This is a genomic window from Mycoplasma sp. E35C (assembly GCF_019873825.1).
Taxonomy (GTDB): domain Bacteria; phylum Bacillota_I; class Bacilli_A; order Mycoplasmatales; family Mycoplasmoidaceae; genus Mycoplasmoides.
Window position 1 is genome coordinate 458562 of sequence record NZ_CP068418.1, and the last position, 17396, is coordinate 475957.

Consider the following 17396-nt stretch of genomic DNA (forward strand, 5'->3'; position numbering starts at 1 on the left):
TACTTATAACATATATAAAAATAGATATTTTTATCGATTATTTTTAATTTTTTGCTTGTAAAAATAGCGGTTAAACTTTATGAAAAAGTTTAATCTTAATGTTTGATATATTAGTTTTTTTATTTAAAAAAATTTATAATAAATCACGAGATAATTAAAGTTAATTTAACTATCATTCTTAATTGATCTTAGTGTCAGTTTTTTATCATTGATTATTAAAGATAACTCACTGATTTATTATTTGTTCTTTTCAAAAGTAAAATTATTTTTTTAAAGAAAATAATTACTAACTTCAATTAAGATAAAACCAATTTATTTTTTAATTCATAAGTATTATTTATCAATTATTTTGATTGATAAGATTTTGATTTTAAATTGGTTTTTTAATCAAAATGTTATTTAAAAAATGAAAACATCAAATACCACAAGAACAATTAAGTTAAACGATGAAACACTCAAAATAATAAATGATAATTTAAAGAAACTAAAAGCTATTCAAACCAGCAAGAATTCAAATGGGAAAATTTCAATTCATGAGTTTGAATATAAAAAATATAAGTTCAAAGCTCATTTAACAACTAATCGTAAATTTGTAATTCAATTTGTTGGTAAGAGTGATGATAACACAAGTGATATCTTGGATGAATTAGTAACAATTTTCTTAGATCCAAATTACAGCGTAAAAAAGAAAAAAACTAATAAAACTACTCAACAAAATCAAACACAACAACAAGAAGAAACATTAGTAGTTATTGATGATAGTTTAAGCATTGATAATACTAAAACTATTGCTACCAAAAAAAAGCAAGGTAGACCTAAGAAAAACACAAAAACACTTGTTGAAATAAAAACACCTGAAATTAATAATCTAGAAGAAAATAAGGTTAAATCTAATGATTCCGGAGCAATTAATTCATTAGATGATTTGAACAATAATCAATTGAAGTTAATTGATCATTCAATAGCACCAAGTGATTATACTGTTGATGATTTTGTGCAAAAAATTAAGGATATTACATTAAAACTTAATTCACTTGAAGAAGAATTAAATAAAATAAATAAAAAAATAATTTTTGTTCATGCTAATAGCACTACAATTGGTTGTGATGAAGTTGGTGTTACAGAAATTGCAGGTCCAACAGTGATGTGTGCAGCTAAAGTTAAAGAAGAGCACATTGATGAATTAATTAAAATGGGTGTAAGGGATTCTAAACAACTAAGTAGAAAAGAAGTGTTTGAATACTACGAAAAAATTAAGCCGTTCGTAAAATACGTTATCTTTGCAGGAGATGACTTAACAGGCGTTAATCCCTATTTACAAATGTATAACAACAAAAAGAACTTAATCATGGCTTATATGCATAATGAAGCATTAAGTATCTTTAAACAAAAATATGATATTGATTGCCCTGTGATTTTAGATCAGTTTTGTTCGCAAGAAAAATATTATGAATATCTTGATTATCTAGATAAAGAAATAATCAAAATTAATGTAATGGAAACAAGAGCTGAATCTAAATATATTAGTGTGGCTGTTGCTAGTATTATTGCTAGATATTATTATCTAAACAAAATTAAATGAATTGCTAAGCAATTAAATTTTAATAATTGGGAAGAATTAATAGGTGAAAATGCTAAAAAAATTATTACCGATTATATTAATAAAAACCCAAGAGAAGATTATTCAAGATTCTTCAAACTAAAATTACTTTAATAAAAAGCTTAATAAGCTAAATAAATCTAAAAAACAACATATTTAAAGCTATCAAAATTGATAGATAAATATGTTGTTTATTTTTAATTAATTAAAAGGAATAAAAGTTAGTGAATTAAGCGTTCTGATTCCTTTTTCTTTTCTATGCATCTTTTTTAGCACAGATAAAGAGCTGAATGGTAATAATATTAATCATTGTTTTTTATCAAAAACTGATAATTTCAATTTCAAAACATATAAATATGAAAGCACTGTTAATCAAATGATGTTTCAACCAATCCAACCAGCAAAACCTGAACCTCTAAAGAACCATAAATCTAATTGATGCATTCATTTTCTGCTATGAAAAATTTCTAGTTCTTCACCACCAATGTAACCACTATAATCAAATGAAGTTGAATAATCATTTGCTGTTGGAGATTCTTTTTGTATAAGACTACGAGGATAACCCATTCATCCCATAAAGAAGATAGCAATAATAAGTAAGATTGAAAAACCTAATAGAAATTGCAGAATTTCTAAAAAACTAAATACTGTCAATTTATTAGAATTTTTAAGTGTTTTTAGTTTACTAAAATCATTATCTTTCTTAGATAAAAATATAAATAATATTCCTAAGAATAAGATTACAAAAGTTGTAGTTAATGGTAAAAATCAGAATATTTCTTTTTCGTAATCTATATTTTCATCTTTTCAAACAAGATAAATAGTTAATGAACTAATTAAAACTAAACTAATATAGATTAATAAAAACTGAAAATCTTTTCTTTTAAATAGTTTCAAAATTATCTATTTTACCTTTCTGACTATGAGTTGGTAATTATTGAATTTTTAAAATCATTATATTTCTATAACTTTACCAAAATTTATAAAAATTTGTTTAGATTTACTAAATCTAAAAAACAACATATTTAAAGCTATCAAAATTGATAGATAAATATGTTGTTTGTTTTTAATTAAATGGAATAAAAGTTAGTGAATTAAGCGTTTTTTCTTTTCTATGGTTATTTCTTATCACAGATAAAGAGCTGAATGGTAATAATATTAATCCGTGTTTTCTATCAAAAACTGATAATTTTAATTTTAAAACATATAAATACGAAAGCACTATTAATCAGATGATGTTTCAACTAATTCAACCCATCAAACCTGTGCTTCTAAAAAAATGTCAATTTAATTGATGCATTCATTGTCTATTTTTAATAAGTTCTAGCATCGAATCTTCAAAATCAAAATTCTTATGACAACCAACAACAAGAGGAACTAACCTTGAACCACCACTAGCAGTGTTCGTATAAGACATCCCTCCTCACAACAACATGACAAGGAAAACTAAAATACTAAAACCTAATAATATTTGCAGAATTTCTAAAAAACTAAATATCGCTAATTTATTAGATATTTTAAATGTTTTTAGTTTATTAAAATCATTATCTTTCTTAGATAAAAATATAAATAAAATTCCTAAAAATAAGATTACAAAAGTTGTAGTTAATGGTAAAAATCAGAATATTTCATTTTCATAATCTATATTCTTATCTTTTCAAACAAGATAAATGCTTAATGAACTAATTAAAACTAAACTAATGTAGATTAATAAAAACTGAAAACCTTTTCTTTTAAATAGTTTCAAAATTATCTATTTTACCTTTCTGTTGTGTAAGTGAATGCTAATTCTTCTTGGCTAGTTTTATCTAACGAATCACTATATCTACTTATAACAAAATCATAATAGCCATCTTCAGGAATTTTTACCTTAATAAATTCGTAATTATTATAACCTTCAGATTTTTGTATTGTTTGACCCTTGGTATTACGTATTTTTAGATCAAAATCTTTAATTGCTGGATTTTTTATATCATTTTCATTACGATAAACATTTTGTCATATTCTAGTAGGTTTTGAATTTTTGAAAAAATCTCTTCCATTATAACTTCATGATAAACTTGTTCTTAAAATATCTCCTTTTTTAAAGAACTTATTTTTAATAATTAATTCATTACTACTTTTATCATAGCTTGTATAAGGGCTTAAAGAAATTTCATTATAATTTTTTCATTTAATATATCTTAAATTATCAAAGGATTCTTTTAACTTAGAATAATCTAGAATTCCTGCTCCAAAATCTTTATTTAAATTTGATTGTAAATTTGATTGGCCGTTGGTATTAGAAGACACATTTGAAGTGGCTGAACCTAAAGCAGCTTTAGCAATAATTCCGTTTCTACCTAACTGATATTTTTCTTTATATAAGATCATAGTATTAGCTACTACACCTGAAATAAAAGGAGCAGAATAACTGGTTCCATAACCTCTGCGATTTTCAAAATTATAGCGTTCTCCATTAGCTAATAATAACGGGCTATTGCTAGTATCTGATCCTTGAGAAGAAAATGATGATATAGAACCTTTTTTATCATTAGATCCAACAATTATCGAATTATGAGATAATTGCATATTATTTAATTTTTTATTGTTTTCATCACCATCATTACCTGCCGAAAAAACAAAAACAAAATCTGGATTATCATGAGCTACTAAATCTATATATCTAGATCTAATATTATATGTGTATTTTCCCTTGCCGTATTCAGCACCATGCGAATTATTAACAACTTTTATGTCTTTGTGAGATAAAATATAACCTATTTCATTATCTAAACCTATGATATCGTTGCCTCATTCAACACCGTTATATTTTATTCCGTATAGTTTTAATAATGGATTAACACCAGATCTGCCTCCTATTATAGAACCTACTTGTGTTGCGTGTTCACTATAAGTTGGTCAAGATCAAAAATAAGTATTTATGTTATAAAACAAGCTATTATTATTTTCTACTGGAGAATCGCTGTTAAAATAATATCTATTTGTATTATCAATTAAACCACCTGTTATATCTTCTTTACCTCCAACTTCTAATACAGCAACGGCTATTTTTGAATTCCCTGCATTTTCATATCTTTTTGTAGCTCTGATAGCTTCATCTCTAAATTTTTTTTCATATTTATTAGATATAAAATTTTGGCTATAATCACCATATTTAGATGAATTATTAGAAGTTATATTACCATAATATTCACTGTTATTCGGTTTTAGATCTGATCCTTTTTTATTGTTATCAAAGCTAAAATTTTCAACTCAAGAACTGTTATTTAAGAAATCAGTAACTTTATTTATTTGTTGTTCATCAACATAAGCCAATATTAAACTTTTTATTGCTTCGCTTTTTTTAACAAATAAAAATCCAGTTTCATTTTTAAGCGTTTCTACTAATGAAGTTACATTTAAAGGACTAATATCTCTTTTGATTTCTATTAGAACTGTTTTTTTATTTATTTCTTGTTTACTTATCTTTTGATTGTCATAAGTAGTTTTTGTCTCTTGATCAGATTCAGAAAAAGAGTTTGGGGTTTGAAGGGATGTATTTTGAAGAATAGTTTTACCAACTTCATTATTTTCTTCATTTAAAATATCTTTTTTTACTTCTAAATTGCTAACTGATAAAGCTGAAAAAGGAAGTAAAGAAAAAGAAATTGATGAAATTATTTTTAGTATTTTTTTCTTTATCATAATTTATTAACTTTTAGTTTTAAATCCCTATCTTACAATTACTTTATCAAAATTTATAAAAATGTGTTTAAATTTACTAAATGCAAAAAAATCAACATATTCGCAACTATCAAAATTGACAGATGAATATGTTGATTATGACAATAAAACCAGATTTAAAAACTTAATTAAAAATTACTATCCTAAAAAAACCACAAGCTTAAAAAAATTTATCAAATTTTTATATTCTTATTTGGTTATGAAAAATCTTTTTTATTTTTAGGTTTAGGTTCTTGTTTATCTTCTTCTTTAACTTTATCTTGATTTATATCGCCGCCAAAAAATTGTGCTGAAAAGCTATTCATTTTTGAAAGCATTTCATTCATTTTTTTGACTTGTTCTTCGTTACTAAAAGTTTGACTGGTTAGATCTTCGGTTAGTTTTTCAACAATGTTGTTGATATCGCCCATATCTGAAATATCAACATTAGCATTACCCATTAAGTTTTTGGTGAATGATAAGATATCCAAATAAGAAGCAGCTTGTTCAAAGCCTAGTGCTTTTAATAATTCGGATTCTGTTACATCATCACTAACATTTAAACGTTCTTTTAATTCTTGGGTAGTTAGCTGTAATTTCTTTGCTAGTTTATTTAACATCTTGATTAGCGCTTTCTAGTAGATTGTCTCTAATTTCTTCTAATAATGCTCTTGCTATTATTAGTTGCTTGCGTTTAGGTTTATTGATTTCAAAAAAGTAATTGTGTTTTTTAAAGAAGTAATTAGTTTTTTCTGCAATTGTTAGATAAGCATTATTGTATTTATGTTGTAAATAAATAGTAATACTAATTGTGATTGCAATAACTAAAAAAGCAAAAATCGAAGCCTTAGATTGTGCTTCATCGTCCAGTCTTGGTTTGTTGTTTTCATCTTTATTTATTAATAAGATAGCTGCATAAGTTGCAATTAAAACAATTAAACCAGTAGCTAAGCCGATTGCTAAGATAATTCAGGGACGTTTCTTTTCTTTAATACACCAATTAATGCCATCAATTATTTCGCTAACGTTCCGATCGGGTCTCATGGTTGAAGTCATATCGGTTTTTTATCAAAATCCTTCTTTAAGTTTAATTTAGAAATTAAATCATCAAAAATTTGCTTATTGATTGTTGCTTGGTATGTGTATTTTTTGAAATATGAATCTGACATCACAAAAAAGCCTTCATATCCAACGTCATTTCCTCATGAGTTTTCAATTTTTCACTTATTAATTGTCAGTTTATCCATTGCTTCAATTAAGTATTTAGCTGCTTGAGCTGATTTTTTAGCACTAATTAACTTATTGAATTCAAGATCAATTTTATTAAATTGATCTAAATCTAAATCAACCCCAACTAAAACCATAGCGTGATTTATTGCTGATAGTCAATAATCTAATTGATCTGATTTTTCTAAACTTAAATCAACATTAAATAATGTTTGATAATCAAAAGCTTGATCATCCCAGAATGTGCGAGCTTGGTTTAAGTATAATGATTTAACTTCGCAACCAAATCATACAGGTTGTTTATTTAGTAATTGTTTGATTACTAAATAACTAAATAAAGCTTGTTCGATGTTATGGTGTAAGATGTCTTCACCTTCAATTACATTGTTTAAATATTTAACGCTAAAAGTTTGGTTAAATGGTTTTTGTTGTGAAGGAGCGTTAATTACAGAAACAAAACCAGTTTTTTCTAAAAACTCACTGAAGTATTTTTGATAAAAACTTAATGGTGTTAATTTTTGGTCAACCACTTTTGTTGTGTGGTAATTAAAACGTGATTCTGAACCATCTTTGCTATCACTTTTAGTTATCTTTGTATAACTAAAATCAAAGCTTTCTGGTAATTTTCCATAAATCGTGCTTAATAAATAAAATACTTCATCTAAAGCTTTAGTTTTGATCTTATTTAATTCAGATAATGGTTTATCTTTATTAGCAATAATCTTAGCTGCTGCTTGGTTTAGTTTTAAGTTAATTAAATAATTAACGTGGTGGGTTGATGAAGAGTTAGCTGAATCTGGCATCACATACTTTGGCACTAATCCATATTTTTTAATGACATTAGTAAGCATTGTTCATTGACCACCATCAGCTACACCGTTTCTTAAAATAAATGTTAAAGTGCGGTCGTTTAATTTTTGATCTCTTAGTTCAGTAATTGTTTCTAAGAAATAATTACAGCGTTCAAATTTATCTCAAAAAGCAATATAAGCTTGTGATAATTCTAAATCATCAATGTTTAGTTTTTTTGCTAAGCTATTTCTTAATAAATTTAAACCAGCAAAAATTCAACATCTACCAGTAGCAAACTGATTAACAACATCTAATGTTGTTAAATCAACATTGAATGATAGCGAGTTTTGTGCGAAGTTATAGCCATTATAAGCAACTGCTTTAACACCATTAGTATTTAAGATGTTAGTAATTTGCTTATTAAATTTAGTTCGGCTTAATGCTTGAACTTGTTTTAATGAGTCTTTTAGTTCTAATTTTGCCATTATTTAACTCCTTTCACATTAGCACCTAGTGGATCAAAACCGTCAATTAAGATTGCTTTTGAATTGATTGCGTCTTTTAAGATTTCTTCAATCTTTAATTGTTTAGTGAATTTAACTAAGCTTTCGTCAACAAATTTAGGATTTTCAAAGAATTTATTAGCTGCTGATTTTGAAACAACAACATCAATTAAATAGTCATTAAATCAAGCATCGTTCATGTAGAAGAACCCTTTGTTACCAAACTTATCACCTCATGAGTTTTCAACTTTTCATTTTTTGAAAACAAAAGTGTTAATTAAATCACTAGCAAATTCGTATTGGTTAATCTTCTTAGCTTTTTGATATTTTTTAGCTAATGCTTTTTGGTTTTTTAAAGTTTTTTGCTCATCAAAATCAACACCACATAAAGTCATTGCGTGGTTTGAAGAAATGAAATAGTGTTTTACTTGTTCAGTGCGATCAATATCGAAGTTGATATTAAATAATGCGTTGTAATCAAATTGTTGATTATCAAATCCACCAGTTTTATTGTTTCTGTAATGATCAACATCACAAGCAAATCACATTGTTTGTTTTGAAATTAGATTAGCTAGTGCAAATAGTTTTAATAAGTTTTTTTCAATATTAAAGAATTGGAAATTCTTTGCTTCAAAAACGTTGTTTGAATCTTTTAATTCGTATTTTTGGTTAATCTTATATTCATCATTACCAATTGTTCAAAGATCCATAAAGTCATTAGAATCATATTTCACATATTGTTGTGAGAATTCTAATGGTGTCATAGCTTTGATAAAACTAAATTCAGCTTTGATTTCTTTTAGTTCATCTTTTTCTTCTTTTTTATCGTTATTATCAGCAACTTTTTGACTAACTTCTTGTTTGCTATCTTTTAGATCTTGGTTTTTTTGATCTGCTTTTTCTTCTTTTGGTTTATTGTCTTTGTTTTCTTCTTCTTTTTTAGCATCAGCAACATATTGTCAATCAAATTTAGTTGGCACTGGACCGTATGCTAAAACTAACATTTCAAGAACTTTTTTAAGGGTATCTTTAATAACTTGTTCTTGTTTTTTCTTATCTTTTTGGTTAGCACGAATAACTTTTGTTGCTTTAATTAAGATGATTTGTAATAACTCATTTAAAGCAAAAGTGTTGTGACCAGAAAAACTATCTGGCATTACTTCTTGGGGTACTAAACCGTATTTATTTACTAAGTTATCAAAATAACCAAACCAACCACCATCTTGGCCAGCTTGTTGTAATTCCATTCTTAACTCACGATCATCTAAATCAACATTAGCTTGATCAATCATTTTGTATAAGAAACGATTAGCACGTTCGTATTTATCCCAAAAATCAATGTATGTTTGTGAAAATACGAAGTTTGATACTTTAAGATTTTCAGATGCTCTTCTTCTTAATGGGTTTAAACCAGCAAAAATTCAGCAGCGACCACTCATATCTTGGTTAGTGATGCTTAATGATGGTTTTTGGGCATCAATTAAGAAGTCAGTGATATTTTTATCAGGATTAAAAACATTAGTTGCTAAAGTATTAATGTCATTAGCTACTAGCGCATTTCTTGCTAATAAATATTCACGATTTTTTTGATAACTTTGATTTTTTTTCAGATATTTTTTGTAATCTAATTTGTTATTTTTATCCATATTTTAATACCTTCTCATTTCACGACTAGCATCACGATTTTTTAAACTATCGCGCTTGTCATGAAGTTTTTTAGGTTTAGCTAGATAAATGCTAACCTTGATTTTGTTTTTTGAAAAATAAATTTGATAAGGAATGATCACTAAAGATTGTTGTTTTTTAACTAAGTCAATCTTTAAGATTTCATGTTTATGCAATAAAAGCTTTCTGGTTCTAGTTTCATTATTAGTTTTAGAAGTATCAAAGCGATATTTTGGCACTAATAAATTAAGTATGTAAGCTTCATTTTTGCGAATAATGACATAACTATCATCTAGACTTCCATGACCCAGAGCTAATGATTTAACCTCATTACCTGTTAATGAAATGCCTGCTTCATACTTATCAAGTAGTTCGTAATTAAATTTTGCTTTTTTATTATTAACTAATAATCGCATTAAGCTTTTTTAAATTTTGAATTGATAGTTTTTCTTAATTCTTTAAAGTCAAAACTAACATATAAAAGCAAGAAGATTGTTAGTGCATTGAATAAGAAGAATAAAACTATTAAGATGTATCCAAAAGCCGAAATACCTAGTTGATATTCGTTTGGATTTTGATCAACAGCACCTTTGATATTAAACGCATAACCAAATGAAGCATTTTCACGGATATCATTCATTTCTTTCGGGAAATCATTGATATTAGAAATAAATACTCCTAAAATCATGATTAATGATGTGATGATCATTGCAAAAGCAAAGCCAAAGTTTTTAATATTAAAGGCTTTTTTAGCAGAAGAAGTAGATAAATTTGTGTAATTTTTATCTTTAAATCCTATGATGTAATAAGCAATACCAATTACGGTATTGATTAAAAATAAAGCGATGCAAGTAACACCATAAGGTGTTAATGATAAACCTTTTAGTAATTTTGAACCACGACCAACGACATTATCATCAGTTACAATGTTATTTCAAAATAAACCAATATCACCTGATTTGTCTATTGTTCATGTTTTATTAATTACAACACCAACAAAAACTAATAAAGATAATATTAAAAAACTTACACAAAAGATTGCAGATAAAATAAAGCGTCAAAAATCAATATCTAATAGTTGATAAAATTTTGAATTCGCTCTTTGTTCTTGGATTTCTTTTTGTAAAGCTTCAATTTTACTATCAATATCTGGTGTGTTCATTTTTAGCATAGGTTTTATAACTTCATTCTTAAGATTTCTTTAGACAATCACACAGATTTTTTCTCTTTAACTTGGATCATGTCTTCGATTCTGATTCCACCAACTTCTGGGATATAAATTCCAGGTTCAATTGTTACAATTGCATCAACGCCTAATTTTTGAGTATAAGCTGATGATACGTTTGGTTTTTCATGGATGTCAATACCAACCCCATGACCTGTTGAGTGAGCAAAAGTGCCCTTGAATTCAGAACCATCAATAATATCGCGACAAACTTTGTCAACTTCTTGACCAGTTAAATCACTTCTAGCAACATTAATTCCTGCTTGGTTAGCTTTATCAACCATCTTATAAGCATTAATTAATCTTTGGTTTTTTGGTTTGTTTAGAACTCATGTTCTTGTGATATCACTACAAAAACCTTGATAGATTGTTCCAAAATCAATGGTAATAAAATCACCGTCTTTAAATTTACGGTTAGTTGGTTTGTGGTGTGGTTTTGAACCGTTTGGACCAGAAGCTACAATTGGATCAAATGAATTTTTTTCACCACCAGCTTCAATTAAAGCAAAAGTTACCATCTTAGCTAATTGCATTTCAGTCATGCCTACTTTTAGCATTTCAGGTAGTTTGTTACCAACTTCTTTAGTAATTGCTATTACTTTCTTTAATTTTTTTAATTCAGTTGGTGTTTTAATTGCTCTTAATGTTTGCGTATCGATTGGTGTTTGCTTTTCACTAATCTTATCAAGCATTGGTTGGTATTGGTATGTTAAATAATCAGCTTCAATTAATAAGTGCTTGATTTTTAATTTTTTAGCAACATCACTTAAAGCGTTGGCTGATAATAAAACAACTTCAGTATCACTAATTGATTTTGAAGCTGCTTCAAAATAACGAGAGTCAATTATTAAAACTGATTTATTTTTTGTAACTAATAAAAAACCAGCAGAAGAATTAAATTCTGTAAATCATAAACGATTTTGGTCAGAAGTGAATAAAATTGCGTCTGCTTTGTGTTTTGATAATTCAGTTTTAATAATGTCGTGTTTGAATTTGTAATCTTCCAACAACATTATTTACGTTTAACCTCTTTGTGAACTGTTGTTTGACGACATCTAGAACAGTATTTGTTTAAACTTAGTTTTTCAGGATTTTTCTTAGCATTTTTTCTTGTAATGTAATTAATTTCATTACATGCATCACATCCTAATCTAGTTCCACGTTTTTGTGCCATATTAAATTATTTTCCTTATCAATTTTTATAAAATAACTTCTTATATTTTAAATTAAAAATATTTAATTATGAAAATAAAAAACGACTGGATAGTCCAGTCGTTTAAATGTAAATATTAATTAGTTGTTAGAAACAAATTGGATTAAAAATAAATCTATTAATTTGCTCTTTAAAAAATTTGAAAATTTAATGGCGCGCCGAAAGGGATTCGAACCCCTGACAACAGGCTTAGAAGGCATGTGCTCTATCCAACTGAGCTACCGGCGCATCTTGTAAGAGATGTTTTAAACACTCTTACATATTATATATTATTCTCTTATTAATGGAATAACTAAATTATTTACACCACTATTTGTTCGAGCTAATTCAGCTGATGGTAAGTAGTGCACAACAAATCCTTGTTGTAATAGTAAGTGGTTAGTAATCTTGTTACGATCATACACAATTACTTCGGTTGGTTTGATCATTAATACTTCTAAGCAAGAATTGTTTGCTTCACTAATTGAATTCATTTCATCACCACCACCTGAAAGGATGAATTTTGGTCTTCTTTTGATGATTAATTCAATTAATTCTTCAAATGAAATGTCAATTTCTTTGAATTCAACTTTATTTAAGCCATCAATATCTTTTTGATTTGAAGCTAATAATTCAAAGAAGATGATTTCACCTAATACTTTTTGATTAACAATAAATTTATCATAATCTAAGCTAGCAATTATTTGATTCATGCTGACAAATTCACTGCTGTCTTTTTTAGCACAAACAATAATTCTTAAAATTTTATTATTTGGATCGTTGTATAAATTTCTTGCGAATAATTCAATACCTAGAACATTAGTATTTTTTGAAACACTAATTAATAATGTATTTTTATTAACCAATAAAATATCTTCATTAGCTAAATAACAATTGTCATTTTCTCTTGAGAAATAAAGATTAACATTGTTAAATCTTGGGTGGAATTTAACTAGATATTCATAAAACAATGTGTGGCGATTGAAATAATCATCATTATGTTTAAAGATTACAACCCCACTACCAATTGTTGAAAAATAACGTTGTTGTAATAAGAAATCATTTAATGGTTCAATATAATAAGCGCTATCACTTAAAACTAGATCACTAAAGCGATCAATAATTAATGAAGGAACTTCGTTTTTCTTCACTCCTGCAATCATTGCATTAATCATTTCTAAGTTTGAATTAAAGCTTCTGAAATAATTAAATAATGTGTTGAAAGCAGATAAACTAGTAATCTTAGCTTCAATAATGAATCGTTGAATAAATTCTTCTTTTAATTCATCACCACCAGCATCTAACGCGCTAGCCAACATTACATTTAAATAATGAACCTTAACACCGTTTTTTTGTAAAATTGCACTTAAAATATCATGCTCTTTTTGAATTCTTTCTAAGTGTTTAGAACTACTAAATGAAGCATCAGATTTTTTAATAATGCGTTCAACTTCAATCCCTGGACGGTATAAAATAACTTCTTTTAATTTTGAAGCATTACTATAAACATTGAAATGATCATGTTCTTTAGCTTTTAAACGAGCTGATAGATCATCAATTGTTGTTAGTTGGGTGTTGTTAATTGGTTTAGCTAAATTAGCTTTTTTAGCAACTTTTTTCTTTGATTTTTTAGTTGTCTTTTTCTTAGATTTTTTCTTATTAATTGCCACTTTTAAACCCTAGCTAATTACAATACTTTTATAATACTTTTATAATTATATTATTAATAAAAAATAATTATATATAGTTTGATCTGTTATTAAGATGTTAAATGACAAGCCAATGATGATTGCAATTGCTGGTGGCAGTGGTTCTGGTAAATCAACAATTACGCAATTAATTATTAAAGCAATTAAGAAGCATACCAATCTAAAAGTATCAACTGTTTGTTTGGATAATTATTACAAACCTTTTAGTGAATTATCACTAGAAGCTAGAAAAAAACTTAATTATGATGATCCAAACAGTTTAGATTGAGATCAAGTTTATAATGATCTGATTAAGTTGCAAAATAATCAAGCAATTAAAATGCCTGTTTATGATTATAAAAACTACACCAGATCTGTTAAATATAAACTAATAAAACCAAGCGATATTATTATTTTTGAAGGGATCTTATCATTACATAATGAAGATATCTTAAAACTAACTAACTTCAAATTATTTATTGACACTCCATCTGATGAACGTTTAGCTCGAAGAATTGAACGTGATTGTTTAGAACGTGCCAGGGACATTAAACAGGTTTTAAAACAATGACGTGATCAAGTAAGAATCATGCACCGTAAGTATGTGCAAAAACAAAAAGAAGAAGCAAACTTAATCTTACCGTGATATACCCTAAATCACGAAGGAATGAGTATTATTCAGAATGCAATAATTAAGATTGCCAAAGATCATGCGTTATAGATTGACTGATCATTCAAAAGTAAGAGCTAAACAACGTTTAATTCTTAAAGAAAAAGATGATATTTTCATTGAATCTGAAATCAATGATATGTTAGAAAAAATCATTCCTTATCATATTGATGATAAGAATTTTGGTTACTTTGAATTTCCTAAAGAATATTTAATTGATAAGAAAAAACGTTTATTTGCTGTTATTCAATTAGATGATGGCATGATTGTTAGTATCACACCAATTTCACCAAGAAAATTTTTGAATATCTACAATAACTAAAAAGATAAAATGAACCTAGAAATTGCTTGATTTTCTAGGTTCATTTTTAGTTTATTTTAATCCTTATTTACTTGATTGTTAATTTTATGATAACCATCAAAATTATCGTTAATTAAATTAAATTTAGTTCTAATCTTTGTTCTGATTTGCTTATTGATTTTTGAAGAAATTAATCAATAAAAAAGATTAACTAATGCAATAAGTGAAATGAAGCTAAAAAATAAGATAATATTGATTCTGATTGCTATTGAATAATCTAATTTCATCACATAATTTAATCATGTAAAATACACCAAAATCATGATGCTAGGTAATGAATAAATGATGTTGATTAGAATTGTTAAAAAATAAATTTTAGCACTGATTTTATCAATAAATTTAAAGTTTAATAGATCCTGAGCAAATAAGATGAAAATTAATAAACTATGATAACCATGTAATGGAGCAGAATAGATTGGCAGAATTTTAAACATCATATTAGCTCTTGAATTCGATAGGTTATATGTCGATTTATGAATCGGTGATATGTTCGCTTTTAGATTATTAATGATCGTATTATATTCGTGTTTATATCAATAACCATTATCATAATCCTTAATTAAATTAGCTACATCAATTGCTTTAAAATAACTAAAATAAATAACGTTATATTCTCTGGAAATACTATATAAGAATCTGGTTTGATATTCTTGTAAAATATCAGGACTTATTTCATCGTGATCGTGACAATGTTTAAAGGCTAATTTAGCTATCAGTTTTTTGGTTAAATAAATGCTTAAAGCAATTATTAAGTTATAAAACAAATAGATAAGAATAACAAAAACACTTGATGTAATGATCCTGATGTTTGTTTGATTAACATCAAAAAGCATTCCATAAGCAATTGTTGAAGCAACAATAATAGCACTTAAAACAAAATGGATAATTAAAGGAATTGAACCTTTAAAATAAAAAATTTCTCTGATTTTTGGATTATTAATAACACCAGATCAAGCTGTTGAAATTCGGTAAAAAATTAAGATATTTACATACGGTAATAAATAAATCAAAAATGGTAGTTTTAATTGATTGTATCTATCAATGTGTGAATAATCATAACTTTTAGAAAACGATAGCATAATGTATATAAATAAAAAAGAATCGATTTTAATTGATAGTTAAAATAGTGAATAAAGCGATTAAAACTTTGAGTAAAAAAAGGTATAAAACTAGATGTATAAAAATTGATTTATTATTTTGTAATACCGCTAATTATTAATACTATAGTTATTAAAACTATTTAGCACCTTAAATTTATTTGATTATACAAAAAACCTATTAATGAAATAAAATTCATTTATAAAGTTAAAGTGTTTTTGGATGATTAAAATTATTTCAAAATAAATATATTTTGAAATAATAATGTTTTTTAGTTATATAATCGCTAAATTTATTCTTAATCCAGTCTTAATTATTTAGCGTAAAAAAGTGGATCATTATCATAAAAATTGATGAAAATAATCTATTCATCAATTAAGTATTCATAGTCACAAATAACAATTACATCATTAGCTTTTGCACCCATGGCTTTAAGTTGATCTTCAACTCCCATTGATTTAATTTTTTGTCCTAGTCTTGTGATGTTATCAAGTGTAGTTTGTGGAATTTTCTTAAATCAATAAGTCAATTTTTTTGATGAAACAATTCAACGGCCTTCACCATCTTTAATTACATCCAGTGGATCGTCATCAATTGTTTTTTCACCATCATAGTGATAAACTTTTTCAACAACACTTGGTGTTGAAAAAGGGTTTTCTTCGTCAGAAGTTTTTAAGGTTTTTTCGTATAAATCAAATACTAAATTAACGAGGTTACCAACATCACCGTTGATTGCTGAAATTGAAGTGATTGAAATGTTCTTTTTTAATAAATAACTACGCAATTTATTGAAATTTTCAATAGCACCATCAGCATCCATTTTATTAGCAACAACCATCATTTTTTTATTGACTAATAGTTGTGAATACTTCTTTAATTCTGTCATGATTTTTTCATAAGCATCAATGACATTTTCATGATCAAATGGATTCATTGAAATTAAGTGAATTAAAACTTCACAACGTTCAACGTGTCTTAAAAAATCATGACCTAATCCATAACCTTCGCTGGCATTTTCGATCAATCCAGGGATATCAGCAAACACCAAACGTTTATTATTATTTTCAACCATCCCCAAGATTGGCACTAATGTTGTAAATTGGTAATTAGCAATCTTTGGTTTGGCATTTGATAGTTTTGAAATCAATGTTGATTTTCCAGCATTAGGATAACCAACAATTCCAACGTTAGCTAAATATTTAAGTTCTAATCGAACAGATCGTTGTTCTCCTTCATCACCTAATTCATATAAATTAGGTGCTCTTAATGTTGAAGATTTAAAAGCAGCATTACCACGGCCGCCCTTGCCGCCATGACAAATAATAAATTCTTGTTTATCACGAATTAAATCAACAATTACTTCATTGGTTGCTTCGTCATAAACGGTTGTTCCAATCGGAACTTTAACATACTTATCTTCACCATTTTGTCCAGATGACATATCAGGCTTACCATTATCACCATTACTAGCACGAATAATCTTAGAATACTTCAAGCTTAATAATGTCGATTGGTTATGATCAGCCACTAAGATAATATTTCCGCCCTTGCCGCCACTTCCACCAGCAGGACCGCCTTTATCATAGTGAGCTTCTCTTCTTCAGGCAATAATTCCATCACCACCATTACCTGCAATTAATTTAATTTGACAACGATCGATAAATTGCATA

At 26.8% G+C, this 17396-nt stretch carries 17 protein-coding genes and 1 tRNA gene; 3 read left to right on the forward strand and 15 right to left on the reverse strand.

The annotated features are described in order from the left end of the window. Positions 1–406: 406 nt before the first annotated feature. Complete coding sequence (locus tag JJE79_RS01955; RefSeq protein WP_222926805.1) at positions 407–1714, forward strand: hypothetical protein; 1308 nt, start codon at positions 407–409, stop codon at positions 1712–1714. 87 nt (positions 1715–1801) lie between these two features. Here JJE79_RS01955 and JJE79_RS01960 read toward each other — a convergent pair whose 3' ends face one another. From JJE79_RS01960 to JJE79_RS02020, 13 genes are all read right to left on the reverse strand, one after another. Next, positions 1802–2497, reverse strand: a complete 696-nt coding sequence (locus tag JJE79_RS01960; RefSeq protein ID WP_222926806.1) for a hypothetical protein — start codon at positions 2495–2497, stop codon at positions 1802–1804. Positions 2498–2666: 169 nt separating this feature from the next. Next, on the reverse strand, positions 2667–3347 hold the full coding sequence (locus JJE79_RS01965; RefSeq protein ID WP_222926807.1) for a hypothetical protein: 681 nt from the start codon (positions 3345–3347) through the stop codon (positions 2667–2669). Between the two features lie 11 nt (positions 3348–3358). After that, positions 3359–5287 carry a S8 family serine peptidase gene (locus JJE79_RS01970; RefSeq protein ID WP_222926808.1) on the reverse strand — a complete coding sequence of 643 codons (1929 nt, stop codon included), beginning with the start codon at positions 5285–5287 and terminating at the stop codon, positions 3359–3361. A 236-nt stretch (positions 5288–5523) separates the two neighbouring features. Continuing rightward, a complete protein-coding gene (locus tag JJE79_RS01975; protein WP_222925957.1) occupies positions 5524–5925 on the reverse strand; it encodes a hypothetical protein in 402 nt (133 codons plus the stop codon). Beyond that, complete coding sequence (locus JJE79_RS01980) at positions 5915–6349, reverse strand: hypothetical protein (RefSeq protein WP_222925958.1); 435 nt, start codon at positions 6347–6349, stop codon at positions 5915–5917. Before JJE79_RS01980 ends, JJE79_RS01975 begins: the two co-directional genes overlap by 11 nt. After that, complete coding sequence (locus JJE79_RS01985; RefSeq protein WP_222925959.1) at positions 6319–7809, reverse strand: C1 family peptidase; 1491 nt, start codon at positions 7807–7809, stop codon at positions 6319–6321. Before JJE79_RS01985 ends, JJE79_RS01980 begins: the two co-directional genes overlap by 31 nt. Further along, entirely contained in the window at positions 7809–9473 is a 1665-nt protein-coding gene (locus JJE79_RS01990) for a C1 family peptidase (protein WP_222925960.1), read from the reverse strand. The genes JJE79_RS01985 and JJE79_RS01990 overlap by 1 nt, the downstream gene beginning before the upstream one ends. 3 nt (positions 9474–9476) lie before the next feature. Then, a complete protein-coding gene (gene smpB / locus JJE79_RS01995) occupies positions 9477–9908 on the reverse strand; it encodes an SsrA-binding protein (protein ID WP_222925961.1) in 432 nt (143 codons plus the stop codon). Next, positions 9908–10663 carry a hypothetical protein gene (locus tag JJE79_RS02000; RefSeq protein WP_222925962.1) on the reverse strand — a complete coding sequence of 252 codons (756 nt, stop codon included), beginning with the start codon at positions 10661–10663 and terminating at the stop codon, positions 9908–9910. Before JJE79_RS02000 ends, smpB begins: the two co-directional genes overlap by 1 nt. 5 nt (positions 10664–10668) lie before the next feature. Further along, entirely contained in the window at positions 10669–11730 is a 1062-nt protein-coding gene (locus JJE79_RS02005; protein ID WP_222925963.1) for an aminopeptidase P family protein, read from the reverse strand. Further along, positions 11730–11891, reverse strand: coding sequence for a 50S ribosomal protein L33 (gene rpmG / locus JJE79_RS02010; protein ID WP_222925964.1), 162 nt, complete (start codon positions 11889–11891; stop codon positions 11730–11732). The genes JJE79_RS02005 and rpmG overlap by 1 nt, the downstream gene beginning before the upstream one ends. 190 nt (positions 11892–12081) lie before the next feature. After that, a tRNA-Arg gene (locus tag JJE79_RS02015) sits at positions 12082–12158 on the reverse strand. A 41-nt stretch (positions 12159–12199) separates the two neighbouring features. Beyond that, a complete protein-coding gene (locus JJE79_RS02020; RefSeq protein WP_222925965.1) occupies positions 12200–13579 on the reverse strand; it encodes an arginine deiminase family protein in 1380 nt (459 codons plus the stop codon). Between the two features lie 94 nt (positions 13580–13673). Between JJE79_RS02020 and udk the strand changes: the two genes are divergently transcribed. Both udk and JJE79_RS02030 read left to right on the forward strand, forming a co-directional pair. Continuing rightward, positions 13674–14318 (forward strand): uridine kinase, encoded by a 645-nt coding sequence (gene udk / locus JJE79_RS02025; protein ID WP_222925966.1) that lies wholly within the window; start codon positions 13674–13676, stop codon positions 14316–14318. After that, the gene (locus JJE79_RS02030; protein ID WP_222925967.1) at positions 14308–14589 is read left to right on the forward strand and encodes a hypothetical protein; all 282 of its coding nucleotides are present in this window, start codon (positions 14308–14310) and stop codon (positions 14587–14589) included. Before udk ends, JJE79_RS02030 begins: the two co-directional genes overlap by 11 nt. A gap of 56 nt (positions 14590–14645) precedes the next feature. Here the strand turns inward: JJE79_RS02030 and JJE79_RS02035 are convergent, their stop codons facing one another. Both JJE79_RS02035 and obgE read right to left on the reverse strand, forming a co-directional pair. After that, positions 14646–15707, reverse strand: a complete 1062-nt coding sequence (locus tag JJE79_RS02035; RefSeq protein WP_222925968.1) for a hypothetical protein — start codon at positions 15705–15707, stop codon at positions 14646–14648. 383 nt (positions 15708–16090) lie between these two features. Next, the gene (gene obgE, locus JJE79_RS02040; protein WP_222925969.1) at positions 16091–17395 is read right to left on the reverse strand and encodes a GTPase ObgE; all 1305 of its coding nucleotides are present in this window, start codon (positions 17393–17395) and stop codon (positions 16091–16093) included. Position 17396: the final 1 nt, after the last annotated feature.